Annotated in this window: 30 protein-coding genes; 13 read left to right on the plus strand and 17 right to left on the minus strand. The window is 58.8% G+C overall.

Going from position 1 to position 25763, the window contains the following annotated elements; translation table 11 throughout:
* The first annotated feature begins 111 nt into the window (after positions 1-111).
* From BLR72_RS22775 to fae, 5 genes are all read left to right on the plus strand, one after another.
* Complete coding sequence (locus tag BLR72_RS22775) at positions 112-735, plus strand: ATP-grasp domain-containing protein (protein ID WP_244506788.1); 624 nt, start codon at positions 112-114, stop codon at positions 733-735.
* Positions 732-1691, plus strand: a complete 960-nt coding sequence (gene mch / locus BLR72_RS21135; RefSeq protein WP_091951771.1) for a methenyltetrahydromethanopterin cyclohydrolase — start codon at positions 732-734, stop codon at positions 1689-1691. The genes BLR72_RS22775 and mch overlap by 4 nt, the downstream gene beginning before the upstream one ends.
* Before the next feature lie 11 nt (positions 1692-1702).
* Positions 1703-2617 carry an ATP-grasp domain-containing protein gene (locus BLR72_RS21140; RefSeq protein ID WP_091951773.1) on the plus strand — a complete coding sequence of 305 codons (915 nt, stop codon included), beginning with the start codon at positions 1703-1705 and terminating at the stop codon, positions 2615-2617.
* The gene (locus BLR72_RS21145; protein WP_091951775.1) at positions 2614-3465 is read left to right on the plus strand and encodes a triphosphoribosyl-dephospho-CoA synthase; all 852 of its coding nucleotides are present in this window, start codon (positions 2614-2616) and stop codon (positions 3463-3465) included. Before BLR72_RS21140 ends, BLR72_RS21145 begins: the two co-directional genes overlap by 4 nt.
* Positions 3466-3631: 166 nt before the next feature.
* Positions 3632-4138, plus strand: coding sequence for a formaldehyde-activating enzyme (fae, locus tag BLR72_RS21150; protein WP_027232877.1), 507 nt, complete (start codon positions 3632-3634; stop codon positions 4136-4138).
* Between the two features lie 129 nt (positions 4139-4267).
* On the opposite strand, the gene BLR72_RS21155 is transcribed toward fae, so the two are convergent.
* A complete protein-coding gene (locus BLR72_RS21155; protein ID WP_244506789.1) occupies positions 4268-4990 on the minus strand; it encodes a HisA/HisF-related TIM barrel protein in 723 nt (240 codons plus the stop codon).
* On the opposite strand from BLR72_RS21155, the gene BLR72_RS21160 reads away from it, so the two are divergent.
* Positions 4989-6074 (plus strand): hydantoinase/oxoprolinase family protein, encoded by a 1086-nt coding sequence (locus BLR72_RS21160; RefSeq protein WP_091951777.1) that lies wholly within the window; start codon positions 4989-4991, stop codon positions 6072-6074. The two genes, BLR72_RS21155 and BLR72_RS21160, sit on opposite strands and share 2 nt — an antisense overlap.
* On the opposite strand, the gene BLR72_RS21165 is transcribed toward BLR72_RS21160, so the two are convergent.
* Genes BLR72_RS21165 through BLR72_RS21185 form a run of 5 tightly spaced genes read right to left on the minus strand, consistent with a single transcriptional unit; the run spans position 6065 to position 10436 of the window.
* Positions 6065-6673 carry a DUF447 domain-containing protein gene (locus tag BLR72_RS21165; RefSeq protein WP_091951779.1) on the minus strand — a complete coding sequence of 203 codons (609 nt, stop codon included), beginning with the start codon at positions 6671-6673 and terminating at the stop codon, positions 6065-6067. The genes BLR72_RS21160 and BLR72_RS21165 overlap by 10 nt on opposite strands.
* The gene (locus BLR72_RS21170) at positions 6670-8070 is read right to left on the minus strand and encodes a DUF6513 domain-containing protein (RefSeq protein WP_091951781.1); all 1401 of its coding nucleotides are present in this window, start codon (positions 8068-8070) and stop codon (positions 6670-6672) included. Before BLR72_RS21170 ends, BLR72_RS21165 begins: the two co-directional genes overlap by 4 nt.
* Positions 8063-8614 (minus strand): flavoprotein, encoded by a 552-nt coding sequence (locus tag BLR72_RS21175; protein ID WP_027232881.1) that lies wholly within the window; start codon positions 8612-8614, stop codon positions 8063-8065. The genes BLR72_RS21170 and BLR72_RS21175 overlap by 8 nt, the downstream gene beginning before the upstream one ends.
* Positions 8611-9246: an amino acid kinase family protein gene (locus BLR72_RS21180; RefSeq protein WP_091951782.1), complete on the minus strand. Its 636-nt coding sequence runs from the start codon at positions 9244-9246 to the stop codon at positions 8611-8613. Before BLR72_RS21180 ends, BLR72_RS21175 begins: the two co-directional genes overlap by 4 nt.
* Positions 9243-10436 (minus strand): (5-formylfuran-3-yl)methyl phosphate synthase, encoded by a 1194-nt coding sequence (locus tag BLR72_RS21185; protein WP_091951784.1) that lies wholly within the window; start codon positions 10434-10436, stop codon positions 9243-9245. Before BLR72_RS21185 ends, BLR72_RS21180 begins: the two co-directional genes overlap by 4 nt.
* 161 nt (positions 10437-10597) lie before the next feature.
* Between BLR72_RS21185 and BLR72_RS21190 the strand changes: the two genes are divergently transcribed.
* The 6 genes from BLR72_RS21190 to BLR72_RS21215 are packed head-to-tail and all read left to right on the plus strand — an operon-like array spanning position 10598 to position 15684.
* Entirely contained in the window at positions 10598-11830 is a 1233-nt protein-coding gene (locus tag BLR72_RS21190; protein WP_091951976.1) for an ABC transporter substrate-binding protein, read from the plus strand.
* A 19-nt stretch (positions 11831-11849) separates the two neighbouring features.
* Entirely contained in the window at positions 11850-12824 is a 975-nt protein-coding gene (locus BLR72_RS21195) for a YVTN family beta-propeller repeat protein (protein WP_027232885.1), read from the plus strand.
* Positions 12825-12857: 33 nt separating this feature from the next.
* Positions 12858-13352 (plus strand): cupredoxin domain-containing protein, encoded by a 495-nt coding sequence (locus BLR72_RS21200; RefSeq protein WP_027232886.1) that lies wholly within the window; start codon positions 12858-12860, stop codon positions 13350-13352.
* Positions 13353-13385: 33 nt separating this feature from the next.
* A complete protein-coding gene (locus tag BLR72_RS21205) occupies positions 13386-14192 on the plus strand; it encodes an ATP-binding cassette domain-containing protein (protein WP_091951786.1) in 807 nt (268 codons plus the stop codon).
* Positions 14193-14251: 59 nt separating this feature from the next.
* Positions 14252-15055, plus strand: coding sequence for an ABC transporter permease (locus BLR72_RS21210; RefSeq protein ID WP_051615293.1), 804 nt, complete (start codon positions 14252-14254; stop codon positions 15053-15055).
* Positions 15052-15684: a hypothetical protein gene (locus tag BLR72_RS21215; RefSeq protein ID WP_091951788.1), complete on the plus strand. Its 633-nt coding sequence runs from the start codon at positions 15052-15054 to the stop codon at positions 15682-15684. The genes BLR72_RS21210 and BLR72_RS21215 overlap by 4 nt, the downstream gene beginning before the upstream one ends.
* On the opposite strand, the gene pqqE is transcribed toward BLR72_RS21215, so the two are convergent.
* From pqqE to BLR72_RS21255, 9 genes are all read right to left on the minus strand, one after another.
* Positions 15674-16798, minus strand: a complete 1125-nt coding sequence (gene pqqE / locus BLR72_RS21220; protein ID WP_091951789.1) for a pyrroloquinoline quinone biosynthesis protein PqqE — start codon at positions 16796-16798, stop codon at positions 15674-15676. The genes BLR72_RS21215 and pqqE overlap by 11 nt on opposite strands.
* Positions 16795-17094: a pyrroloquinoline quinone biosynthesis peptide chaperone PqqD gene (gene pqqD / locus BLR72_RS21225; RefSeq protein ID WP_027232890.1), complete on the minus strand. Its 300-nt coding sequence runs from the start codon at positions 17092-17094 to the stop codon at positions 16795-16797. The genes pqqE and pqqD overlap by 4 nt, the downstream gene beginning before the upstream one ends.
* Positions 17091-17846, minus strand: a complete 756-nt coding sequence (pqqC, locus tag BLR72_RS21230) for a pyrroloquinoline-quinone synthase PqqC (RefSeq protein ID WP_091951791.1) — start codon at positions 17844-17846, stop codon at positions 17091-17093. The genes pqqD and pqqC overlap by 4 nt, the downstream gene beginning before the upstream one ends.
* A complete protein-coding gene (gene pqqB, locus BLR72_RS21235) occupies positions 17843-18781 on the minus strand; it encodes a pyrroloquinoline quinone biosynthesis protein PqqB (RefSeq protein WP_091951793.1) in 939 nt (312 codons plus the stop codon). The genes pqqC and pqqB overlap by 4 nt, the downstream gene beginning before the upstream one ends.
* Positions 18782-18896: 115 nt before the next feature.
* On the minus strand, positions 18897-18992 hold the full coding sequence (locus BLR72_RS22335) for a pyrroloquinoline quinone precursor peptide PqqA (RefSeq protein ID WP_113280421.1): 96 nt from the start codon (positions 18990-18992) through the stop codon (positions 18897-18899).
* A 77-nt stretch (positions 18993-19069) separates the two neighbouring features.
* A complete protein-coding gene (locus BLR72_RS21240) occupies positions 19070-19621 on the minus strand; it encodes a PQQ-dependent catabolism-associated CXXCW motif protein (RefSeq protein WP_244506790.1) in 552 nt (183 codons plus the stop codon).
* Positions 19622-19636: 15 nt separating this feature from the next.
* Positions 19637-20500 (minus strand): substrate-binding domain-containing protein, encoded by an 864-nt coding sequence (locus BLR72_RS21245; RefSeq protein ID WP_091951794.1) that lies wholly within the window; start codon positions 20498-20500, stop codon positions 19637-19639.
* Between the two features lies 1 nt (position 20501).
* The gene (locus BLR72_RS21250) at positions 20502-21026 is read right to left on the minus strand and encodes a c-type cytochrome, methanol metabolism-related (RefSeq protein WP_051615263.1); all 525 of its coding nucleotides are present in this window, start codon (positions 21024-21026) and stop codon (positions 20502-20504) included.
* A 168-nt stretch (positions 21027-21194) separates the two neighbouring features.
* Complete coding sequence (locus BLR72_RS21255) at positions 21195-23048, minus strand: methanol/ethanol family PQQ-dependent dehydrogenase (protein ID WP_162737164.1); 1854 nt, start codon at positions 23046-23048, stop codon at positions 21195-21197.
* A gap of 501 nt (positions 23049-23549) precedes the next feature.
* Here BLR72_RS21255 and BLR72_RS22585 point away from each other — a divergent pair.
* On the plus strand, positions 23550-23900 hold the full coding sequence (locus BLR72_RS22585; RefSeq protein WP_174208438.1) for a hypothetical protein: 351 nt from the start codon (positions 23550-23552) through the stop codon (positions 23898-23900).
* Between the two features lie 3 nt (positions 23901-23903).
* Here the strand turns inward: BLR72_RS22585 and BLR72_RS21265 are convergent, their stop codons facing one another.
* A complete protein-coding gene (locus BLR72_RS21265; RefSeq protein ID WP_091951796.1) occupies positions 23904-24755 on the minus strand; it encodes a quinoprotein dehydrogenase-associated SoxYZ-like carrier in 852 nt (283 codons plus the stop codon).
* Between the two features lie 81 nt (positions 24756-24836).
* Positions 24837-25745 carry a quinoprotein relay system zinc metallohydrolase 2 gene (locus BLR72_RS21270; protein ID WP_175492431.1) on the minus strand — a complete coding sequence of 303 codons (909 nt, stop codon included), beginning with the start codon at positions 25743-25745 and terminating at the stop codon, positions 24837-24839.
* Positions 25746-25763 lie beyond the last annotated feature (18 nt).

Below are 25763 nucleotides of genomic sequence, written 5' to 3' on the forward strand. Positions count from 1 at the left end.
CTAGGCGGGGGAGCAGGCGGCTCACACGTCAAGCGTTTGAATGGGCATAGTGCCATCCAGCCCCCCCTATCGGTGACGGAGGGGAGCAGTTTCGAACACGATGGCCCGCAAATGGGACACTATTTCCAGCGCTTCGTCGAAGGCAAGAACCTTTCAGCGCTGTTCCTTGCAGATGCAACGACGGCTCATATTGTCGGCTTCAGTCGGCAGTGGCCATCGCCGCATCCCGGTGCGCCGTTCCGCTATGGCGGCGCGGTGCGGCTGCGCCGCTACGACCGTGGCAGGGCTTCACAAATTGAAACCTGGCTCTCGGCCATGACGCAGCGCGCCGGTCTTGTCGGCTTGTGCAGCGCCGATTTCATCGAGGCCGAAAACGGTCTCAGTCTTATCGAAATCAATCCCCGCCCGGGGGCAACGCTCGATATTTTCGATAGCGACGCAACGCCGCTGCTGCGTGAACATTTGCGTGCAGTAGCGGGCGCTTCCATTACGGTTCCTGCCTATCGCGGTTCGGCCGCATCGGCCATCGCTTACACTAATAGGCCAATCAGGGCCTTTCCGCCGGTCGACTGGCCGGCGATGACAGCCGATCACCAGACATCCGGAACTGCACTCGGTGCGGGGGATCCGGTCTGCACCGTGTTTGCCTCGGCGTCTTCGGCAGCAGCAGCCGAGCGCGCAGTAAGGCACCGCGTCAGGACGTTGGCGATCAATTGGGAGGAGGATTTCGCATGAGGGACGGTCATGCCTATCTGAACAGGAATGCGCAGCGCCTTGCTGACGCGATGATCGAGGACGCCGATCGGCTCGGGATCAGCCATGGTCGCGGCAGCCTCGGCGAACACTTGATCGACGCCGGGGCCAAGGCTCGCGGGGGAATAGAAGCCGGCCTGCGCATTGTCGAAATCTGCATGGGCGGACTTGCCACCGTCTCGGCCAGCCTCGATCGCAGTTTTGGTAAATGGCCATACACAGTGGACGTGCGTTCGTCGCAGCCGGTCCTTGCCTGCCTTGCCAGTCAGTACGCCGGTTGGAATCTCTCGCACGAAAAATACTTCGCCATGGGGTCCGGACCGGTGCGGGCCCTCGCTCGAGTGGAGCCGTTGTTCAAGGATATCCCCTATCGCGAGCCCGAGGCGCAGTCTTCCGTGGTGATGCTTGAAACAGCGACGCCACCCCCGGCGGAAATCGTCGAAAAAGTAGCGAAGGCGACGAAGCTCGATCCATCGCAATTGACCTTCATCTATGCGCCGACGCAGAGCCTCACCGGTTCGATGCAGATCGTAGGACGGGTCCTCGAAGTTGCCCTCCACAAGGCACACGATCTCAACTTTCCGCTCGATGCCATTGTCGACGGCGCGGGACGCGCTCCAATACCTGCCCCGCATCCGGACTTCCTGAAAGCCATGGGCCGGACCAACGACGCCATTATCTATGGCGGCATCGTCCAGCTTTATGTGCGTGGCAGTTCGCAAGCGGCCCGCGACCTTGCCGAACAGCTGCCGAGCCACCGCTCACGCGACCATGGACGGCCGTTCGCCGACATATTCAAGGCATTCAAAGGCGACTTCTACGCAATCGATCCGCATCTCTTCAGCCCTGCCGAGGTGATTGTAACCGCAATCGAAACCGGCGATACGTTTCGCAGCGGCAGCCGCGATGATGAAATGCTCGAGCAATCCCTGGGGTGAGACGACCGTAAATGCCAGAAACGATACTGATCCTATCCGACCGGGCCGATCGGCAGGTCAGACAATTACAGGCTTCGCTTGAGCGTCTCGGTTTCAATATCCTCACCTTGCACCTTGCCGATATCGCTTTCGATACCCGTTTCTCCTCGGGACTTGCGATCCCGGGATTGAACGGCGCTGTGCCAGCGGGTGTCATCGTGCGTTCGATATCATCAGGATCGTTCGAGGCGATTACCCGAAGGCTTGGCATCCTGCACGCCTTCGCGCATATGGGCGTTCCGGTGTGGAACTCGGCCAAGGCTATCGAGCGCTGCGTCGACAAATCGACGACCACCTTTCTGTTGGCGCATGCCGGTCTGCCGACGCCGCAGACCTTTGCCGTCGAGAACCTCGCCAACGCGCGCGACGTTGCCGAGCGCGAGCTTGGGCACGGCCCCCTGGTGCTGAAGCCGCTATTTGGATCGCAAGGCAAGGGCCTACGCCTGATCAGGAGCGTCGATGACCTCCCCCAGCCCGAGGAAGTCGACGACATCTATTACCTGCAGCGTTACGTTGCGCATTCGGGACCGCCCTTCTGCGACTACCGGGTTTTTACGTGCGCGGGTGAGGTGCTGGGCATGATGGCGCGCCGCGCCGACGGCTGGATCACCAACATGGCCAAGGGCGCCAAGGCCGAACCCGTTATCGGTACCGTGCGTCCGCTCCTCGAAAGCCTGGCACTCGCCGCGTCTGCAGCCATCGGCACGGACTTTGCCGGCATCGATATCGTGCCCGCCGCCGATGGCCGCCTTCTCGTCCTTGAGGTCAACAGCATGCCGGCCTGGACCGGCTTGCAATCGGTCGTGCCGGTGCGCATTGCCGATCGTATCGCCAGTGCCCTCGCCGCCCGCATCGCTCCTGCACTCGATGAAAGGCCTGCTGCGTGAAACCGACACGGGAGCAGATAAGGCGTGCCTATATCGATGCCTGTTATCACGAGATCGACGCGCTCAAACCGGGAAACGTGCATCGATTTGCTGACGGCCACAAGATGAGCGCCGCACAGTTCTTTGACAGTGCCCAGGCTTCGGCTACCCCGATTGCGGACCCTGAACTTGCCATTGGCGCTCGCATCCTCGCGGCGATCAGGGCGACGCGGCAGAAGGTCGAAACCAACACCAATCTCGGCATCGTTCTCCTTTGTGCGCCGCTGGCACAGGCTGCGGAGCGCGGCGGTGCCGACCTGCGCGCGAACCTTGATGCCGTGCTTGCGCTGCTCGACGTCGAGGACGCGCGCAATGCGTTCGCTGCGATCGTCCTTGCGCAACCCGGCGGGCTCGGCTCCGCCACCAGGCATGACGTGGCAGAAGAACCCGCAGTCACGCTGCTCGAAGCGATGCGCGAAGCCGCCGACCGTGACATGATTGGCCGCCAATATGCCACCGGCTTTGCTGATATCTTCAGCGGCGGATTCGCCGCGCACGCTGCCGCTGTCCAAGCGGGCGAGGAGCAGATGTGGCCCGTCGTTTTCGTCTATCTCCATTACCTGTCGGCCTTTGCCGACAGCCACATCGCTCGCAAGTTCGGCGCGGCGCGCGCTGAAGCAACACGCAAGAAGGCGGCGCATATACTGGAGCGTGTCCATGCGCTTAAGGACGGCACTGAACGGGAAAAGCTGCTCCTCGCCTTCGATGCCGAGCTCAAGCATGATGGCATCAACCCGGGCACGTCCGCCGACCTCACCGTTGCAACCCTTTTTGCGCTACAACTCAACTTGGTCTTGCATATTCCCTAGGTAAATGATTGAATTTCGTTAGTGGATTTCATCCGCTGCTATCTGGCCAACCGACCCCCAACTCAAGGGTGCTGCGAACAAGGATAGCTGTCCATCGAGCGTCGTGTCTCGAGGTGCGGCATCTTTGGACGAACCATTTGGGACCGCTATAGGGAGGAAATAGGCTGTGGCGAAAATCAATAAAGTTATGGTTGGCGAGTCGCTTGTTGGCGACGGAAATGAAGTTGCGCATATCGATCTTCTGATCGGGCCGCGTGGCAGCGCCGTTGAGACGGCATTCTGCAATGCGTTGACGAACAACAAGGATGGGTTCACCTCCCTGCTTGCCGTCATTGCTCCGAACCTCGCATGCAAACCCAATACGATCCTGTTCAACAAGGTAACCATCAAGGGCGCCAAGCAGGCCGTCCAGATGTTCGGACCGGCACAGCATGCAGTTGCCAAGGCGGTTCAAGATAGTGTTGCCGACGGAACGATTCCTGCTGACGAAGCCGACGATATCTTCATCTGCGTTGGCGTTTTCATCCATTGGGAAGCAGAGAGCGACGCGAAGATCCAGGACTACAACTATCGCGCCACGAAGGAAGCAATCCAACGCGCAGTAACGGGCAAGCCGACGGCCGCGGAAGCAACCGCCCAGCGCGATTCCGTGAAGCACCCCTTCAGCGCATAGACAAGAGACAACCCCGCACAGAGCTCGCCCTCTGTTGAACCGGATGGCCTGCTGCGCCGGTTGGCAAAACTCTTGGGATTCTAGGTTTCGAGGAAGGGGACACCCTCTTCCTCGAAGGCTCTGCCCTTTTCACACCTTGTGCATGAAAGATGCGATCGCCTCTGAGGCGAGAGCACCATTGTGGAGCGCCGTGGCTACAAGTGCGCCGTCGATGCCCATCGCGGCGAGCTGGTGAAGGTCGTCGGTATCGCGGATGCCGCCGGCGGCGATCACCGATCGATTGCCGGCACGCCGCTTTATGTCAGCTAGCCAACTGAAGTCCGGACCGACGTTCGCGCCAATACTGCCAAGGGTCATCACGATGATATGCGACGGCCAGGTTTGGGGATCCGCGAGGATCGCTTCCGGACCGAGAAATACCTTGCCGCGAAAATCAAGGGACAGAACAATGCCAGGCGTCTTGAGAAGGGCCGAATCGCGCTGGGACTCGGAACCAATGACGGGAACAATTCCCTTGAACGACAGTGCTTGTTCAACCTCTTCGCGTGCCGAGAATCCGGCATCAAGCCAGATGGCCGAGGGTGCGAGGGCGTCCTGCAGTTTCGAAACCAGGTGAAGTGGCGGATGGCGACCTTCGATTGCATCAAGATCGGCGACGTAGACAAGCGGAAACGGATAGAGCGAGGCGAGGCCCCGGGCGACATCGCCTATCTCGGCCGTCGGGCTCAGCGGGGTCTCGATCGGCCGATAATTGGCACGATCGCCAAGATGCGCCCGCACCACGCGGCCGTCTTTTATGTCGATTACCGGAATGATATGCACAGGGTCGAATCCACGTGATGAGAGTGCCATGAAACCGCGATTTGCCAACGAAAGAAAGCCCCTCGTAACCGGTTGGGATCTTGGCGGCGCGCATCTGAAACAGGCGAAATGCCTGGGCGGTGAGATCGTCTCCGCACAAATCCTAAAGACCCCACTATGGCTCGGCATCGACCAATTGCGCGCAGCGCTGCGTGAAATGGGGCCTTTGCGCGAAGCGGGCAACGTCAATGTCTTCACCATGACGGGCGAACTTTCCGACACCTTTGCGTCGCGCGACGCAGGGATCGCCGGCCTGCTCGATCTTATTGAGACCGAATTCGGTAGCGATGACACGCTGATCTATGCGGGACGGGCGGGATTTTGCGATGTCACGACGGCGCGCGGGCTTGGAAGCGACATTGCGTCTGCAAATTGGCACGCGACGGCAAGTTTAAGCGCCAAGCTCCTGGACAGCGGGCTTTTCGTCGATATGGGTTCGACCACCACCGACATCCTTGCCTTCAAGACCGGCGAGATCGCGATCGACGGCTATACCGATGCTGAGCGGCTTTTGACGGGAGAACTGGTCTACACGGGATTTGCCCGTTCGGCGCTTATCGGCATCGCGGCGCTGGTACCGGTGCAAGGCCGCATGACACCCCTGATGAACGAATACTTCGCCAACACCGCCGATCTCGGCCGCATTCTCGGCACGCTGGATGAAGCCGACGACAAATATCCATCGGCCGATCGCCAGGCAAAGTCTGTCGCCGGCTCTATCGCGCGTCTCGCACGCATGGTCGGGCGCGACAGTGCCGATCTGGAATACGACGAGTGGGTGGATATCGCGCAGTGGTTCAGCGAGCGTCAACTGCGCATGATCCATGACGGCGCCTTCCGCGTTGCGCGGCGCATAGGGTCGAATTATGCGGCACCTATCGTCGGTGCGGGCATTGGCCGGCCGCAGATCAAGCGTCTTGCAGCGCGACTTGAACGCCCCTTTCTCGATTTCGGATCGCTTATCCCGGCAACCGATGCTGCGCGCGATGATGCGAGCAAGGCGGCGCCGGCTGCTGCGGTCGCACTTTTGGGCTCAATGCATCTTAAAGGAACTGAACGCCCCAATCAGCCGTGATGATGCTCATGATGGATGGCATCCTTGCCTTTCGCATCGCGGGCATCGTGATGGTCTTTCACTCTTTGCATTAGCCATGACCAGGCCTGCTGCTCGTCGGGGCCGGCCGTTTTCTCCATGGCTATCGATAGATATTTTATCTCGGCCTCGATCTTGTCCGCTGGCAGCATGTGCAATCGGCTGACGAGAATCGCGAGTTCGAGGATGGCTGCCTTAGCGCGGTTGAGCCCGGTAAACGGAGCGTGCGTCTCTTCCGACACGATCTCGCAAAGATGCTGGGGGCGAAGGCCGTCATCATTGACCGAAACAACCTTAAGAACCGAGTGGCTGAGCGCCGATTGGAGGCGGGGAACTTTCCAACCCTTGACGGCGACAGTGGGCCAGTCCTTGCGCCCGGTCAGGCATCCGGCAAAAACCAGCATATCGTCCGTGTAGTTGGCGATCGCATAGGGCACTGCAACGAGGTTTTCCAGCGTCTTCGACGGTCGGAACGGCGCAATGATCCATTTGTCGTCCTGCTGGATAATGCCGAGCGGAGCGATATGCACCGCGCCTTGATTGTCCACAGTCGTTACGATCGTTTCCCTGATGTAGGTCATGGCGCCACATCCTTTTTTGTCCGCAACGTATGTCCGGCCTCGGCCAGCCTCGTGCGGTCCTCTTGTTTCTCAGGCGCAGCAGCGCCCCAGGCGAGCGGCTCGTCCTGCGCATAACGCTTGCCGAGCTTCCAGGCGATTTCCGCTTTTGTCAGCTCCGCACCGAGATAGAAGGCGTGAGCGCCATCAGCCTCAACGCCGAGGTCAGGGAAAAGTTCGAATACGTCCTGTGCCGTCCGGTGGCCCTTGCCGTTGAAAATATGGACGCCGTCAGGCGCGGTCATGATGCGGAAATTCGCATCGCGAACGCCAGCGGCAAGCGTATCGATATCCTGAATACTGTGCGGATAGGGTTTGCGATCATGCACCTGCAACAATCCGGCATCGTAACCACGCGGCAAGGCGTGATCCTCCTTTGCAGCGAACAGGATGCGGCGGGCGCGGTCATGCTCCTCAACGGTGCGCAGCGTGTGCGGACTGACGTTGACGACGAGCACATTCTGGATCGAGAGCTCGGAACAAAGTCCGGCAAGGACCGCCGTAACCCCTGAAGAGTCGGCGTCGGTGAGTTCGGTGAGATTGCCTGTGCCCATCATCATGGGAATGTCCGGCCAGCGTTTCCGCGCTTCGATGAAACGGCCAATCGAGGCCGCAAAGCCGAAATGAATGGGATCGAGAACCGGATCGGCTATGAAGGAGACACCGGCCGTCTGCGCCGCTGAAATCGCACGGCCGAGTGAATCGAGATCGCCGGCAGAAGCGGGAATGAGGACGGGCGTCGCGCGATATTTTTCGGCAAGCCAAATGGTATCTTCGGTCAGGCTGAGCAAATAGTCGGCGCCAGCCGCGGCCCCCTCCTCCAACTCCTTGATATTGGCGGAATCAACGCTGACCTTGAGCCCCATTGCCTTAAGGCTGCGAACGGCCTCGGCAAGATGCGGAAACGGCGTTTCCGGCAGGCAACCAAGATCGATTACATCGGCGCCAGCGGCGCTGAGCGTCATTGAACGCCGAACCAGCGCCTCAATGCCCAACGCCGATGCGTCGACAATTTCGGCAAAAATTCTCATGTCATGACGCGAAAGGTCGACCGGCTTACCGGCCCTCCCAAGGAAGGCGGGAAGGTCGGCAACCTCATCCGGACCGCGCACGAAAGCCACACCGAACCGGTCGCTAAGCCGCGCAAGATCACCGCGGTAGCGCCCGGGCAGGATCACGCGGTCTGCAGTCAACGGCGGCTTCAAACGGCGCGAAATAATCTCCTCGGTCATCAAGGCCGCGACCTTCACGCCGATATCGACGATCTCATAGGAGAAAGTCGTTTCCCCGAGGTCCGCGAGAACCCGCTCCAGCCGCGACCGCGCCAGGTGCCCGGTCAGGAACAGCAGGCGCTCAGCCATCGCTGGCGATCTCATTTTGCCGCTGCGCGATGAGCCCCTGCAGTTCGGAAAGTGATTCCACAACTTTGGTGCGGGGATAGGCCTTCAGGCGCTCGGTGTTTTCGAGGTCGATGGGCCGGGGATAGACCTTGACCATGCCGCCCGGCGCCATGGTTTCAAGTTCCGGAGCGGTGTCGCAGGCGAAGACAATCGACGGCACGCGGCACTTGCCGGCCTGGGCGTAAACATTGGTGGGCAAGGAGTCCGATATGCCAGCCACACATTTCGCCACCGTATTCGAGGTAGCCGGTGCAATCACAGCCGTATGATAAACGCCGTGGTAGAACCCTCCGATCGGGATGGAACTGGCCGTCTTGTCGTGGAGAACGCGCATCGTATCGGGGAAATCGAGCTTCAGGCCATACATGCGCAGGACCTCATTCGCCGCTTTGGATACGAATATATCGCAGTGCTCAAGCGTACGGATCAACTCGAAGCTTTCGATGAAGAAATGGCCCGAGCCGGTAAGGGCCCAAGCCCAGCGCGGCGTATGAAGTTGTGTCATTGAGCACCCATGTCTTCAGCAATACTCCAACGCATGATCGGGTGTCCGGGGATCGTTGCCAAGGGTAATTTCAATGCGGCGAGCGTCTGCGGACCGGCAATATGAAGATCAATGTCGGAGGCAAGCATCTTGTCCAGCATCGGATCGACAATAGCGGCGTGAGCAAGCGCAGAAAGCGATGCACAATGCAGGTATTCGTCCGTTTGTTTGATGAGAAGCAGCGCTTTGGCACCGAGTTTTTCTGCGAGCCAAGCACTCAGCGAATCGGAAGTCACATTCCAAGAGCGCTGGATATGGGCTGCGTCGATCGTCATGGTCGAAGGCAGCCAGACAGGAAAATGTCCCGCCGCGAGCACGTAATCTATCTCGCCGACAGTTCGGGCAAGGCGAAGCCTGTCATGGCGCTCGGCAAGCATCACGCCGAACTGATCCATGGCGAGGATCGCCATGGCGTGAGCAGCGTCATCCGAAATACCGAACCGCTTTTGCGCAAGCCGCACCTGGTCCGCAAAGGGTCCACCCCCGGGGACGATCACCAGCGGAAAGGTGGAAGTCGCGAGAGCGTCGATCCAGTGCTGCATTTCCGCCTTTCCCGCCGTGCTCCCCCCGAGCTTCACGACAAGCGGTTTCATGAGGAGGCGCCGCCCTTCCTGCCTCCATGCACATGCACCTGCTCGGCCTTGCCCTGTCTCGACTTGGCCGAATTTCGCATGTCGTTCTTGCGCTCGATCTCGACGCCGACACCGCCTGGCCCGAGTTCCAGTTTCTCCGCCCGGACGACAACACGGGTCACGCGTGGATTCTCCAGAACCAGCGCCGCCACCTGTTCGGCCAATGTCTCGGCGAGCTCGACATGGCCCTGCGCCACGATCGCCCGGATGCCGTCCATTATGAGGTCGTAGGAAACGACATGGCGCATGTCCTCGGGATTGCGCGTCACGCGGAGCACATCCGCAGTAACATCGAAGCGGACCTTCTGGCTCTTGCCGTGTTCGAAACTGTAGGCGCCGATCTGCACGGGAACGACGAAATCCCTGACGAAGATCTTGTCGGTTCCGAGGCCGGCTTCTGCGGGATCGGGAAAATAGGCGCGGGCGGCGAGCAGCTTGTAGTCGACACCCGGAGGCGCCCGCAGCCCCTCCGTTTCCGGAATAAGGCCACGTATCTTCGCTGTCGCCTGCGCGTCAACAGGCGAATTACGGCTGAGCCCGGCGCACAGCGCCCCGCGAAATCCGAGAAAATCCGGCTTGAAGGCAAGGAGCCGTGGAACGTCCGGCGCCTCGAGCGATCCCGCTACGCCGCACATCAGTTCGTGCGAATGGCACTCCTTGATGAAATGGCCGATCTGGTCCGGAGTCATGTGGTCGAGCAGGCGCCCCGAAGCCTTTTCCGCGGTATCGATCATAACGCCATGAAACCCCGCCGCGGCCAGCTTCTCGACGAGGTTTTCATCATATTCCGCGACATGATCCGCAAAGAGAACGGCAATCAATTTTCCGTGCGTTGCAAGCGGCTTCAGCACCTCGATGCAAGCATCGAGTTGCGCGTTCGGGAAGAACCCAACCTTGAGATAATCGATCCCGGTCGCCGCAATTTCCTCGACCTTGCTGCGGATCGTGTCCGGATGCATCGGCAGATCGCCGCAGGCAGCGCTGAGCGGTCGGCGTCCGGCAATATAATCCTTTACTTCCAATAGCTTGGATAGTTCCACCGCGCCCAGGGCACCGTTTGCCGGATCCTTCAGATCGATGATATCGGCGCCGTTCAGAAAGACGATTTCCGCTTCCTGGCGATCCCTTACGCTGGCCAGCATCTGCGTCATTGGCGCGCTCCCGACAGAATGAACATCACATCAACCAACGCGCGAGAAAAGCTGACACGGTGGGTTGAGATTTCGGCGGGCTTGTTTAAAAACACTCTGGGCACCTCTGTTCTTAAGCGACCGCCATGACGCGAATGGCGGCAAAACGGAATGGTATGATCATGAAGAGTACGGTGCCAAACACTCTCGTGTTTTTATTCGGCTTTTTTTTGCTCTTCGTCAACGTCCCTTCCCTAAACGCACAAGCTACACAACCCGACAAATCTGCAAAACCTGCGGTTGATGTACGCATCGGTTATCTGCGCGCCTACGAGCCGCAACTTGCGCTCTCCGTACTCGATATTCCGCCGCGCGACGAGGGCGTGGCCGGCGCAAACGTTGCCATTAACGACAACAATACGACCGGCAAGTTTCTCGGCCAATCCTTTATTCTCGATGTAACGGAAGCCAAGCCGCAGGCCGACATTGTGCCCGTTTTCAAGGAAATGCTGGCGCGGGGCGATCGTTTTATCCTCGCCGACATTTCAGCCAAGCAACTGCTTTCGATCGCCGATCTTGCCAAGGAAAATGGCGCGATCCTCTTCAATGTCGGGGCCACCGACGATTCTCTGCGGGAAGAGGAATGCCGTTCGAATGTCTTCCATACGGCGCCCACCCGCTCGATGCTGGCTGACGGCCTCGCGCAATATCTTGTCTGGAAACAATGGCGCAAATGGGTGCTCCTTTATGGCTCCCACGACGGCGACAAGCTTTACGCCGATGCGATGAGGCGCGCCGCCACGCGTTTCGGCGCGACCATCGTCGAAGAGCGGCTTTACGAGGACAAGGGCACCGCACGCCGCACTGACACAGGCGTCATCCAGGTACAAAAGCAGATGCCGGTTTTCACCCAGAACCTGCCCGAGCATGACGTCGTCATCGTTGCCGATGAAAGCGAGGTCTTCGGCAGCTATGTGCCCTATCGGACCTGGACGCCGCGTCCGGTTGCAGGCACGGCGGGGCTTGTGGCTTCGAGCTGGCATCCCGCCAGCGAACAATGGGGCGGATCGCAAATCCAGAACCGTTTCGCCAAGACGACGGGTCGCCGGATGCTATCAAAGGACATGCAGGCATGGACTGCGGTCCGCATTGTCGGCGAGGCGGTCACACGCACGAAAGGCAATGATCCGAAGCAGGTCGAGGACTACATCAAGTCAGACGGTTTCTCGATTGCCGCGTTCAAGGGCCAGAAACTGACCTTCCGCAATTGGAACTGGCAGTTGCGGCAACCTGTTCTGATCGGGGATGGACACGGGGTGGTGTCGACTTCGCCGCAGGAGGGCTTCCTGCATCAATTCTCCGAGCTGGATACGCTCGGCGTCGACAGGCCGGAGACCAAGTGTAAACTGAACTAGAAAATACTGGGAGGACTGAATGCGACGGACCTTACGCCTGCTCGCCGCGACCGCGGCGGTGCCATTCCTTGCGGGCCCAAGCCTTGCGAATATGGTCTACGTGTCGAACGAGAAAGACAACACGGTCACCGTCGTCGATTCGAAATCAATGGAAGTCGTCAAGACGCTCGAAGTCGGACAGAGGCCGCGCGGAATTACCATCTCGCAGGACGGTAAATTCGTCTACGTCTGCGCCAGCGACGACGATACGGTGGAGATCATCGATACCGCCTCCGGCGAGATCGTAGGATCGCTTCCCTCTGGCCCTGATCCCGAACTTTTCGTGCTCTCGCCTGACGGCAAGAAGCTGTACATTGCCAATGAAGACGACAATCTCGTCACCGTTATCGATATCGAGAGCAAGAATGTCATCGCCGAGATACCGGTCGGGGTTGAGCCGGAAGGCATGGGTGTCAGCCCTGACGGCAAGACCATCGTCAACACGTCGGAAACGACCAACATGGCGCATTTCATCAATACCGACACTCACGAAATCACCGATAATGTCCTTGTCGACTCCCGCCCGCGCTTTGCCCAGTTCAAACCTGACGGCTCCGAGGTTTGGGTGTCAGCCGAAGTCGGCGGCACCGTGTCGGTTATCGACAACGCCAAGCGCGAAGTGACCCACAAGATCACGTTCGAGATCCAGGGGCTGCGGTCGGAACAGATCCAGCCCGTCGGCATTCGCATCACCGCCGACGGCAAGAAAGCCTATGTCGCTCTCGGACCGGCCAACCGCGTCGCGGTCGTCAATGCCGAGACCTACGAGGTGGAGAAATACATCCTCGTTGGGCAACGCGTATGGCAGCTCGCCTTCACACCGGATGGCAAGAACATCATCAGCACCAACGGGCTTTCGAATGACATCACCTTCATCGATACGGCCACGGACGAGCCGATAAAGTCCGTTACCGTCGGGCAACTGCCCTGGGGTGTCGTGGTGGCGCCGAACTGACCAATGAATGACGCATATCATGGGAGGAAAAGTATGAGAAATTTCAAGACGGTCGCCCTCGCGACATTCCTGAGCATTGTGGCCGCCCAAACGGCATTTGCACAGGCCGATGATGACGACGACGATCAGGCGGCACCGAAGCCGAAGGCCGAAGCACAAACCAAGGCACCGGCGGTCACGCGTGCGAGCAAGAACCTCCCGGAACTCATTCTTGGCTCCAAGACCGACGACTTCGCCGTAAACCAGAAGGATTTCGAGCTTGTCGCCGGACAAGGCTACCGCTGGAAGATCACCTCGGCCGCCGGTTTCGAATACAAGTTCTTTACCGACCTTTTCCGCAACGTCTGGATGAACCAGATCGTCATCAACGAGCTCGAGGTGCACATGAACGGGGCGCCCGCCTGGCTCGAATTCGATTCACCCGGCACGATCAATGTTCAATTCACCGCGGTTCGCCCGGGCGAATACACATGGTCGGTTCCCGACCTTGCCGACAAGGGAATGAAGGGTAAGATTACCGTCAAATAAGTGATACCGCATACGGTACCAGGGTGGAGCTCAATGGGTACAAATGCCGGACTTAGAAGTATCGAAGGCAGGACTTTGCCGGAAGCAGACGTTCCCGCATTGCAATTGACTTCGGTGAGTTACGCCTATGGCAAGCGGCAAGCGCTGGATGACATATCATTCTCGATTGCGCCCGGACGTTTTGCCGTTCTTTTGGGTTTGAATGGAGCGGGCAAGACGACGCTGTTCTCATTGATCAGCCACCTCTTTGCCACGCGGCACGGGAATATCCATGTCTTCGGTCACGATATAAACCGCAAGTCCGGCGACGCGCTTCGGCGCCTGGGAATTGTTTTCCAGGCGCGAACGCTCGATCTCGACCTCTCCGTACACCAGAACCTCGCCTACCACGCCTCGCTCCACGGCATTGGCTCGCGGCAGGCAAACCAGCGCATCAATGAGCTCTTGATGTCGATAGACATGAGCGACCGCCTGCACGAGAAGGCGCGCAGCCTTTCCGGCGGGCAGATTCGCCGCATCGAAATCATACGCGCGCTTTTGCACCAACCGTCGCTGCTGCTGCTCGACGAAGCGACGGTCGGGCTCGACATCAAGTCGCGCGCAACGATCCTTTCCGATATCCGCAAGCTCGTCCAGAACGAGGGCATCAGCGTGCTTTGGGCGACCCATCTCATCGACGAGGTCAGCCATGCCGACCAAGTGATCGTGCTCGATCGGGGCAAGCTCGTCGCCAATGGCCCCGTGCACGACGTCATCAAACGCGCGGGCGCCGAGACGATCAACGAAGCATTTTCGCGGCTTACGGGCATCGTGGCGTTAACCCCAGGGCAGAAACCATGACGGACATTGCCGGAAACGTACCACTTCCCCGGTCCTCGGCGCGCAAACGCTTCGGCCTGATGCAATATCTTGTCTGCCTCAAGGGCATTCTTATCCGTGAGGGCCTCCGCTATCTCAACCAGCGCGAGCGGTTCATTTCCTCGCTGGTTAGGCCCCTGCTTTGGCTCTTCATCTTCGCGGCTGGCTTTCGCCAGGTCCTCGGTGTCTCGATCATCCCGCCCTATCAGACCTATGTGCTCTATGAGGTCTATATCACCCCCGGCCTGTGCGGCATGATCCTTTTGTTCAGTGGCATGCAATCATCCTTGTCCATGGTCTATGACCGCGAGATGGGAAACATGCGCACGCTCCTCGTCAGCCCGTTTCCGCGCTGGTTCCTGCTGGTAGCGAAGCTCCTGGCCGGTGTCGCCGTTTCGATCACCCAGGTCTATGCCTTCCTGTTCATTGCATGGTTCTGGGGTGTCAAAGCGCCGCCCATTGGCTATCTCCTGACCCTCCCCGCCCTCTTCCTTGCCGGCATGATGCTCGGCGCGCTTGGCATGCTGCTCTCTTCGGTGGTGAAGCAGCTCGAAAACTTCGCCGGGATCATGAACTTCGTGATCTTCCCGATGTATTTCGCCTCGTCGGCGCTCTATCCGCTGTGGCGCGTGCAGGAGGCAAGCCCGCTGCTTTACAAAATCTGCCAGCTCAATCCGTTTACCTATGCCGTGGAATTGATCCGGTTTGCCTTCTATGGTCAGGTCGAATGGACTTCGCTTGCCGTCGTATGCGGCTTTACGCTTGCCTTCATGACCGGCGCCATCATTGCCTACGACCCTTCGAGGGGTCTCACCATTCGCAAGCAGGAGGGAGGAAATACGTGAGACAAGCGCGCGCTATTGCCCTGATTTCGGCAACGCTTCTTCCCTTTTTTGCTACGCTTCCCGCTTATGCGGCGGCGAGCAACGATCCGGACTGGCCCTGCATCCAGCGCAAAGTGCCGGAAATTTCGGTCGGGCAGGTCTGGAACGGACCGCAAATTCCCGAAACAGCCAGCGACTGGGGCAACGATCCCAAGATCGATGATCTGGTCAGCGAGATTGCTGCCCGCCGCAACCCGCTCGACGCCGCACAGAAACAGATAACGGAATTTGCCGCCGGACTTCCCAAAGACCAGGCTAACGACAAGCTCTTTCAGGTTTTTCAGGGGGTCTTCGACACGCTCAGCCGCGAGCGCCAACAGGTGATGACCGGTATTTCACGCTACGCCATGCGCCAGCGCGACATGGCGGAGGACCTGCGTAAGGAAGCCGCCCTTGTCGATGCCATGCGCGCCAAGCCCGATGCGGATCCGGAAGAATTGGACCGGCAGGACGAGCGTCTGAAATGGGAAACGCGCATCTTCGACGAGCGCGTGCAATCCCTGACCTATGTCTGTGAGGTTCCGACGATCATCGAGCAGCGCCTCTACGGTTTGGCGAAGACGATCAGCCAGTCGCTGGTCAAGCCGTAGGCTCCGTGACCCGCCCGATCCGCCGATAGGTGAATGTTTCGGCGCCATTCGCCGAAGTGCTGGCTCCGGCCGCTTCGTTGATGAGCGCGCCCATGCGCGCGTGCAGCGGGGATTTGATGCAGGCTGGATCGGTGGCGGCGGCATCGCCGGCGATCGCCAGCGCCTGGCAGCGGCAGCCGCCCCAATCAATCTCGCGCCGCTCGCAGCTCCGGCACGGCTCCTGCATCCAATCGGTACCACGGAAAGCATTGAAAGCGGAGGATTCATGCCAGATGCGGCTCAGAGTCCAATCGCCGAAGCGTTCGAAATTCAGGGTTTTGATGGTAGCGGCGGCGTGGCAGGGAAGCACAGTGCCGTCAGGCGCCACCATGAAGGCGTCGCGGGCCCATCCGCCCATGCAGGGCTTTGGATAGATGGCAAAATAGTCGGGTGTGACAAAATCGATGGTCATGATGCCCCGCAACCGCTCCTGCGCTGCCTCGACCACTTCGACCTGGCGTTCGACGGCTTCCCGCTCCGGCATCAGCGCATTGCGGTTGAGCAAGGCCCAGCCCGCATATTGCACATTGGCGATTTCGAGCCGCTCGGCACCGAGTGAGAGTGCGAGATCGATGAAGTCGGGCACCTCTTCCATATTGTGCCGATGGATCGGCGCATTGATGGTCAGCGGCAGGCCGGCGGCGCGAATGCGTCGCGCCGTCTCCAGTTTCTTTTCGTGAGCGCCGCGCGCATTGCCGATCTTTTCCGTCGTCGCTGCGAACGCTCCCTGGAAACTCAGCTGGACATGATCAAGTCCCGCTTCAGCAAAGGACTCGATGCGGCCCTCAGCAATGCCGACACCCGCTGTGATAAGGTTCGTATAGACGCCGCGCCGCGCAAGGCACGCGATGAGGTCAACGAGGTCAGCGCGCAAGGTCGGCTCGCCGCCCGAAAGATGCACCTGCAGCACACCGAGATCGGCCGCCTGTTCAAAGAGCGAGACCCAGCCCTGCGTGTCCATCTCGCGATTGGCCTTGAGCAATTCAACGGGGTTGGAACAATAGGCGCATTGCAGCGGGCAGCGATGCGTCAATTCCGCCAGCATGCCGATCGGGGGTAAGACAGGTTCCGTCATAACGTCACCAGAAATTTGTCGGACCATTCTTGCAGAAAGCCGGTCACATCCGGCGCAATTTCCGCTTCGTCCGCTCCATATTGGTCGCCGAGCGAGGCAATCATTTCAGCCACGGTCTGCCGCCCATCGCATAGACGCAAGATATCAAGACTGACCTCATTGGGCCAGAACACGCGCTCTGGCGACAGGAGGGCCCATGCTTCACGCACTCTATCATATTGCAGACGGACATGCCGCTTCAGGATCGGTTTCGATTGCATCGACACGAGCGAACGGGCACGGGCGGTTTCGATCATGTTCTCTCCGGATCGAATGCTCCTGGCGGAACGTGGCCCGCTTCGCCATAGGCATGCGCCAGCGCATCGAGCATCGCCCAAAGGACGTCGCACTTGAATACCAGCGCATCGATAATCGCCTGCTGCTTCTCGGCCGTGTCTGCATGTTTCATGACATAGGCAAGGGCAAAGTCGGAATCGCGCGATGCCTGGGTCGGACGTTTGTCGAAATAGGCCAGAATCTCCGGCGTAACATAATCGTATTTCGCCAGCATCGCGGGAACGCGCTCGCCGATTATGACCGGCGAGAAGAGTTCGGTTAGCGACGATGCCACCGCCTCGAGCAGCGTGCGGTTGGTGCAGAACGAGAGATAGGCGCCGACTGCAAAGCGCGTTGCAGGCAGCGCCAGCTTCTCGCTTTTGACGGCGTCAGCATCGAGGCCTAGCCCCGTTGCGAGTTTCAGCCACCGGGCAATTCCGCCGTTCCAGCCATCACTTCCGTCATGGTCTTCGATGCGCTTGCGCCACTCGGCGCGGAATTCCGGGTCCTCGGCGCGTGCGATGATCATGGCATCCTTGCGCGGAATCACCGACTGATAACAGTAGCGATTGAGCGCCCAGGCCTGCATCTGCGCCTTGGTCAGCGCTCCGCTGGTCATCTGGTGATGGTAGGGATGGCGATTGTGATAGCGGACCGCCCCCACTTCGCGCAGAACGTTCTCAAGTTCCGCCGGCGAAAGGCCGCTTCCCGCCGCATTGCTGAAATCGCTCAAAGCCTTACCTCCATGCCGTCATGGGCGACTTCCCATCCCGCCTCCCCGACCGCGGCGCGCTCCGCCGATGCTTCATCCAGGATCGGGTTGGTATTGTTGATGTGGACATAGATCCGCCGCTTGACCCCGAGATTGCTCAGTGCATCGATCGAACCGGAGGGCCCTGAAATGTGCACATGGCCCATCCGCGCGCCGGTCTTGGAGCCGACGCCTGCAGTGATCATCTCGTCATCAGTGAAAAGCGTTCCGTCAAAGAGCAGGCAATCGGCATTCGACAGGCGGCGCTTCAGATTGGCGTCCACGGCTGCACAGCCCGGAACGTAAAATGCTGCATGTGGCGTCTGCGACGACGAGATACGAAGGCCGATCGTGTCGCCCGTCTCGGTGCCGAAACCCTGCGCGGCCAAACTTGGATCTTCGAGAAATAGCGCCACTTTGCCTGGAACGGCAAATGCCTCGACAAGGAGACCGGTGGGCTTGCCGCTGGCGTCAGCGATTTTCGTAGGCTCATCGAGCAGAAGTTCGCGCCGCTTGACGATCGCTGGATCGAGCACGTTGAAAATGGAATTGCTTGCGAGAACTTCCAGGATTCGCTGGGAGGCGTAGATCGCAAATGGCTCGCGTTCGCGCAGGCTGAGAAGCCCGGTAATATGGTCGACGTCGGCGTTGGTCAGAACGACCGCGCGGATTGGTGTAGACCGCAACGGGCCTGCAGAAGCAGGCTGGAGCTCGGGTGTCGCGGCAATCTGCTCACGGATATCCGGAGACGCATTAAATACCACCCAATCCGTGCCGTTTGCACTCGCAATGAGGCTGGACTGGGTTCGGGGGCGAAGATTGATGTCGCCGCTCCGTGCACCTCGGCTCAATCGATAGTTGCAATTCCATTGCGGAAATCCGCCACCTGCCGCTGAACCAATTATCTTCAAACGCATTGCAGGCACGCATCCTCACAGCCGAACAGCAAGGCATCGCACGTGCTTTCAGCTTACGATTGAACCAGAAGGCCGCCCCACGCTCGATATGTGCGTGGGGCGAGAGGTATGTGGCTTATTTCTTGGCCTTCAGTTCCGCTGGCAGGTAACGCGAAAGTTCCATGCCGGCAGCAACTTGGCACATGACTGGCTTTGTCCAGGTTTTCTTCATGCTTTCCTCCTTCTCAAATCAAAGATCATTTCCGATCTTTCTCCAGCATCATACGCCACAATGGCGCAGGATTGAAATCAGTAGGGTTCATTTCTTTGTGTGGCCTGCTTGGCAGCGGTCCAGCCGTCGGTGCCGAGGGGAAACCAGATCACCGAAGTGTATCCCCATTCAACCGCCCTTTTGGCTGCATTCCACGACATCCAGCAGTTCTCCATACAATAGAAAATCACCTTCTTGTTGACGTCATCACCTAGTCGAGATTTGAGCCCTTTGCGAAAATAGGCCTCAGTCTCCTTGTTGATGACCCCGTATCCGATATTTGGAAGCCAGATGCTTCCTGGAATGTCCTCTCGAATCTTTTCCTTCCAGATCGTGCCAGCCGGCAATTCTGCTGGCTTCGGATCATGGGGAAGAACATCGACGAACACAGCGTCCTTGCTCTTCCATAGTTCGACCGCCTCGTCGGTCGTGATCACCTTTGCGCCCTTCAGCGTCGTCGGCGTCGGCGCCCTGTAGGCTTCAGTCCTGTAACCGTCGGGCTCGGGAACCGTTCCTGCGGCAAGTGCAACGCCTGTCCCTGCCACTATCAGAACGGCTGCCGCCACAAGCCGGTTCCACTGCAATTTCAAGCGTCCTCCGTCATCCTATTGCGTCACCGGCTTATTGTTCTCATCGATCAACGGAACCTGATAGTCGAGCAGGATTTTGTTGATCTCCGCCTGGTTTTCTCTGATCACCTTGTTCAGCGTCCGTTTCCACTCCTGGTCGGACGGGCGCACGCCCATGGTGATGCGGAACGCCATGTGCCCCGACTTCTCATTGAGGAGTGGCACGAAGGCGAGATCGGGATCGATCTGCTTGGCATAGTAGCCGGCCATTGGCCCCCACAGAATGGCGACATCGATGACACCGCTCTTGAGTTCCTTGATCATAACTTCGGCCATGGACGGAGCGAGGCGCGTATCGACCATCAGCGGATACGGATGGACGTTGCGCATATAGCCTGCCTTGGCGAGATTTACTGATGGCGGCGTACCGGCAACCACTCCGATCTTCTTGTTGGCAAGCTTCGGATCCTCGATGCTGTCCACGCCATCAAGCCCGGCGCCCTTCTTATAGACCAGAACGTAGGTCGATCGATAATAGGCGTTGGTGTTCTGGACGAGTTCATCGCCCTGGGCGTAACCCATGATGATATCGCAGCGGTGCGCCCGCAACGTATTGCGAACGAAACCTGTTGCCATCGGATACCAGGTGTAGGCGACCGACTTGCGGCCGGTCTTTGCCGCAACGAGCTCCGCGAGCTTGTTCTCAAAACCTTTGCCGCTCTCGTCGGAAAACGGCATGTCGGAGGGATCGGCGCAAACCCGCAAAACGTCTGGATCGACAAGTTCACCGGCCGCACCGAGCCCCGCCCCCTGCGCCAAGGCCGTAGAGGGCGATGCCAGGAATGCCGCCAATGATAATGCGGCAATCCATTGCGGAAGAGAGCGGAGGCGCAGATTCATATCAACCACCCATGCAGGATGTTTCCTGCTCCTTGGCCGCATCGGGTTTGTTTTCGTGCTTCGCCGGGCGACCGCGCGGCAAGTCGCCGACAGCGCGCGCACGCAGATAGACATAAAGATCGTCCATGTAGCAGTAGACGTTCTTGTTATCGCCAAAGGCCGGCATGACCTTCTCATTGCCACCACTGAGATTTTTGCGCCCGCCGGCAACGATCGCCATGAAATCTGCGTAGTTGATGGACTTCAGCGAAGTTGCGAGGGCCGGGGCAAAGGAGGAACCAGCCCCATCTGCGCCATGGCAGACGTGGCATTCGGAGTTGAACCGGCGGTAGCCGCTATAGGTGTACCAGTCGACTGTGCCATCTTCCTGTATCTTGTATGTGGGATTTCCCTCTTTGTCGGCATATTTGCCGTTGGCGTCGGATGCGACTGCAGCGGTCGCTGCGTCGTCGGCGTAAGTGCTGCCCTGGCTCGCCAGAAGGGCGAGACCGGCAGCGACGGCAAGCAATGTCTTTCGAATGGGCATCCGGAGTCCTCTTTCCAATCCGCGGTCAGCATCTCACGATACAGGCCCACGGTTGTTATTGATCAATGTTTCGGCATTTGAGACACGAAGGGCCCGGCCTGGAAGGACCGGGCCCTATTGTTCAGAGCCTGCCTGCGCACGCTCGCAATGTGTCCGACATCGTTCCTGTCATTCAGGAACGGTGAATACGGTCAGCTGACCACCCAACGTGGTGTAGTCGGCCAAACCGGCGTAACCGCCGACGGCGCCGAGACCTGCAGTTCCGACTGACTTGGTTTCGTCGCCCTGGGCCCTGCCCTGATCGACTGCGCCATGCCATGCAGCTGCATTCTTGGCTTCGAGCAGACCGGCTGCGAGACCGATGCCTGCCCAGCCACCAACACCGGACAGAACGGCAACATATTGTTTGCCCTTATGTTCGTAGGTGGTGACATTGCCGATGATCCCGGAAGGTGTCTTGAACTTGTAGAGTTCCTTACCGTTCTTATCGACCGCCTTCAGGTAGCCTTCGAGTGTGCCGTAGAAGACGACGTCGCCATCCGTGGCAAGGGCGCCTGACCAAACCGAGAACTGCTCGGGAATGGACCAGACGATTTCACCCTTGGCAGCATCCCAGGCAATGAAATTGCCCATGCCGCCGTGGCTGTTGGGAGCCGGATACATGGAAACCGTGGCGCCCACATAAGGCTGACCAGCGGTGTAGCTGACCTTGTAGGGCTCATAGTCCATGCAGACATGGTTCGTCGGAACGTAGAAGAGCTTGGTCTTCGGCGAATAGGCCGCAGGCTGCTGATCTTTGGTACCGAGAGCGGCCGGGCAGATACCGGTCGTATTCGTATCCTCACCCTGAGCCTGGGTCGAATACTTGTCTACGACCTTTGGACGGCCATAGGTCTTGCTGCTCTTGTCCATGTCGACTTCAGTCGCCCAGTTGACAGCCGGATCATATTTCTTTGCGACCAGAAGCTCACCGGTTGCACGATCCATCGTATAGGCGAAGCCGTTGCGATCGAAATGCACGAGCACATCGCGATCCTTGCCGTCGATCTTTATGCCATCGGCCAAGATCATTTCATTGACGCCGTCATAGTCCCACTCATCGTGTGGGGTCATCTGATAGAGCCATTTTGCCATGCCGGTGTCGGCATCGCGGGCCATGATGGTCATGGACCATTTGTTGTCGCCCGGGCGCTGGTTAGGATTCCAGGTCGAGGGGTTGCCCGTGCCGTAATAGATCAGGTTCAGCTTCGGATCGTATGAGTACCAGCCCCATGTCGTCCCGCCGCCGATCTTCCATTGATCGCCTTCCCAGGTATTCGTTCCAGAATCAGGTCCGACTGGCTTGCCGAGCGCGGTCGTCTTTTGCGGATCGATCAAGGTCTCCTTGTCGGATCCCATAGAATAGGCCCGCCAGGCCTGCTTGCCGTCCTTGATATTATAGGCTGTCAGATGACCGCGGACGCCGAATTCACCGCCGGACACACCGACGAGAACCTTGTCCTTGATGACAACCGGCGCAGATGTGCCGGATTCACCCTTGCTGCCGTCAGCTGCTTCACCATTCTTGACGGACCAGGCAACGGCGCCGGTCTTGGCGTCGAGAGCAACAAGGGTCGTGTCAGCCTGGTAGAGGAAAATCTTGCCGTCGCCATAGGCAACGCCGCGATTGACCGTATCGCAGCACATGATCGGAATGACGTTCGGATCCTGCCTTGGCTCGTACCGCCACAGGATTCTGCCGTCATTGTTGAGATCGAGCGCATAGACCGTGTTCGGGTAAGGAGCATGGACATACATGACATCGCCGACTACGAGCGGACCGCCTTCATGGCCGCGCAGTACACCGGTCGAGAACGTCCAGGCGACTTGGAGGTTCTTGACGTTGTCCTTGGTGATCTTCTTCAGTTTCGAGTATCGAGTGTTGGCGTAATCGCCCGTCTGCATAGCCCAGTTCTTGGCATCCGAAGACAGGGTCTGAAGATCATCATTGGCAAATGCTCCTCCCACCAACGAGAGCGTCATGGCTGTGGTAGCGAGTGCAATGCCAATGAAGTGTTTGTGTACACGCATTCTGAGTCCTCCCTAAGTTCACTTTAATGAACCATCGGACGGCGCCATCTCAAACGACGACTCCGCTCCATCAGCTCACGCAAATGGGAAGTATTTCCGGCAGCGTGTCACGACCTAAGCCAGGCGAGCAGAGGGCACCGTTACTGCCCACCCCGCTTGGCCTACGAAGACTGTCACCACTCCCTTGACGGTAACGTCCTTGAAGCCGGAAACAAACCGACGATAGGAGAAACAAATGCATTAAGCAAGCAGGATTATCAATTTATATTTGCTGCATTGCAATATACTTCTATTGCACTGCAGTAACCCGCCTATTTTATTCATATATTCTGCTTTTTACGGCTGTCACACAATTTGATACTTAAAACCGGCATAAATGTTTGCAGATCGTTGTTATCTTTTGCTATCTACTTGGAAAATGTATATTTCAACGCCACGAAAGCGAGAAATGCCATGGCCGCGTTCAGAGTTGCCAAATTCGCCCTGTTAGCAGTTGCAATATCTGGCTTCACTTTGCCGGCAAATGCTGCGTCAGACTACCCCACGGCGACGGTCGCAGAATACGTGTACGCCTGCATGAAATCCAATGGCGAAAACCGGGATATGCTGCAGCGCTGCTCGTGTTCCATTGACGTTATTGCCTCCGTCGTGACCTATCCTCACTACGAGGCAGCTGAGACCTTCAAGCAGATGGGACTGGTTCCTGGCGAGAACGGCGCACTGTTCCGTGAGAGTGCGCCGGCCAAGGCTGCAAACGCAGAGTTGAAGCGGGCGCAGGCAGAGGCTGACGTGCGCTGCTTCTGATCCTCAAAGGGTAGATGACTGGATCGGCCACTCGTTCTGGAACTTCTTGCCCTTCGTATCCGCGGCATCGACCTTGATGTCTTCGTCCGGCTTTGCGTTGAAGTCGAAGCGGAAGTTCGGATCCTCCGAGATCGATATGCCGCCTACCATGGACATGATCAAGCGATCGCCCTGAGTGATCGTCAACCCGTCGATGAAATGCGGCGGAATGTAATAGCGCGTGACCTGATCCATCTGCAGCCCGGAATTGTTAGGATGCCGGATCATCAACTGCATCTCCGTGGCGCGCGTCATCGGCTCGGTGCCCGCAGCCGTCGACGGAAAAACCTTGAGCTTCATCTGGCCAAGCGAAGCCAGGGCTTCGTCCTGGTTCTTCATTGCCGGAGCCGAACAGCCGCCCGAAGCCTTTACGAAGGTCTCGGTCATGTGAAGCTTGCCGTCCTCGGTCTCAGCAATCGCCCGGATATAAGAGTAGGCGTTGACGCGCAAACGTGTGGCGAGATGGGTGACGCCGGCATCCTTGCCGAACTGAAAGACCGCGGCGACGGGCGATGGGTTCTCATCGACGATAAGGGTAACGGCCTTCAGCCTGCCTGACGCGGGGTCGGTCTTGAACCGCAGATCGACCGGAACGATCGCCGCATCTTCCGCGCGTTTCGGTGCCTCGATACTGATGATGCCATCGGCTGGCTCGATCGGCTTCGCGCCGAACACGTCACCCTTGAGGCTGTTCCAGGTCGTCGGTTCCGGCCCGGAAGCGCTTTGCGCCATGGCGTTCGGCGCCAAGCCACCAAGAAATGCCAACGACAACACGATCGCAAAACGGCTGCGCCGATCTGTGAAATCAAAAGTCATGCTTTGCCTCCACCAAGTTTTGGCGGTGCCCGGCCAGCCACCATTATACCACCACGCCGAACTGTCTGGCAAACAACACCATCATTCCCATTCGAGTTCGGCGAAGGCTGCCGTCGCATTGCGTTCATTGTAGTCGTCAAAGAGATGCCAATTATCTCTTTCGCTTCTGGCCGCGGTCGTGACGGCCTTGGCCATTGGCACCCCATCGGCAATTGCCTTGCGGATGTCCGCGGCAAGCACGTCGAAATAGCGACGCTCGGCGTCGAGCGCCTGCGGCCAGTTCGCCGGCACGTCGCCGTGGCCCGGGACTGCACGTTGGGCCTCGATGGATGCCAAGGCGCCGAGTTGGGCCATCCAGCCGCGCAAGGATCCATCCATCGTCGGCAGATGCCCGAGAAAGCAAAGGTCGCCGGTAAAGAACGTTGCGGTTTGCTGATCGAAAACCGTCAGGTCGTTGTCCGTATGGGCAGGCTTCCACGCTTTAAGCGTCAGTCTGCGCCCGCCAAGATCGATCTCAACGACGTCGGTGACAAGTTGTGTCGGCGGCATGATCCTGACGTCTGCCATCAGCGCAGTGCCCATGGCATCGCGATAGCTCTGCAAATAGAATTCGCCGCGGGCGGCAAGGGCTCGCGGCAGATTGTGGTGCCCGACAATTGTCGCGCCGGTCTCGGCAAAAGCGACATTGCCGAAGATGTGATCCGGATGCATGTGGGTATTGATCAGGTAGCGGATCGGCTTGTCAGTCACGGCGCGGATCGCAGCGACGAGTTCCCTTCCCTCGGCCGTGCTTCCTCCGCTATCGATGACCGCGACACTCTCATTGCCAACGATGAAGCCAAGATTGCAGATCTTCCCCTCGTTGGCGGCTAGCATGAGGGCCGGAACACCCCTGAAAGCGAAAACGCCGGGGGCAATCTCGCTGACCGTCAGTGATGACTGCGCCCTTGCGAAGCCGGAATGCATCATACCGCGACAGGCGAAGAGCATCCCTGTCTTGATGATGCT

It is taken from the genome of Phyllobacterium sp. YR620 (assembly GCF_900104165.1).
GTDB lineage: Bacteria > Pseudomonadota > Alphaproteobacteria > Rhizobiales > Rhizobiaceae > Phyllobacterium > Phyllobacterium pellucidum.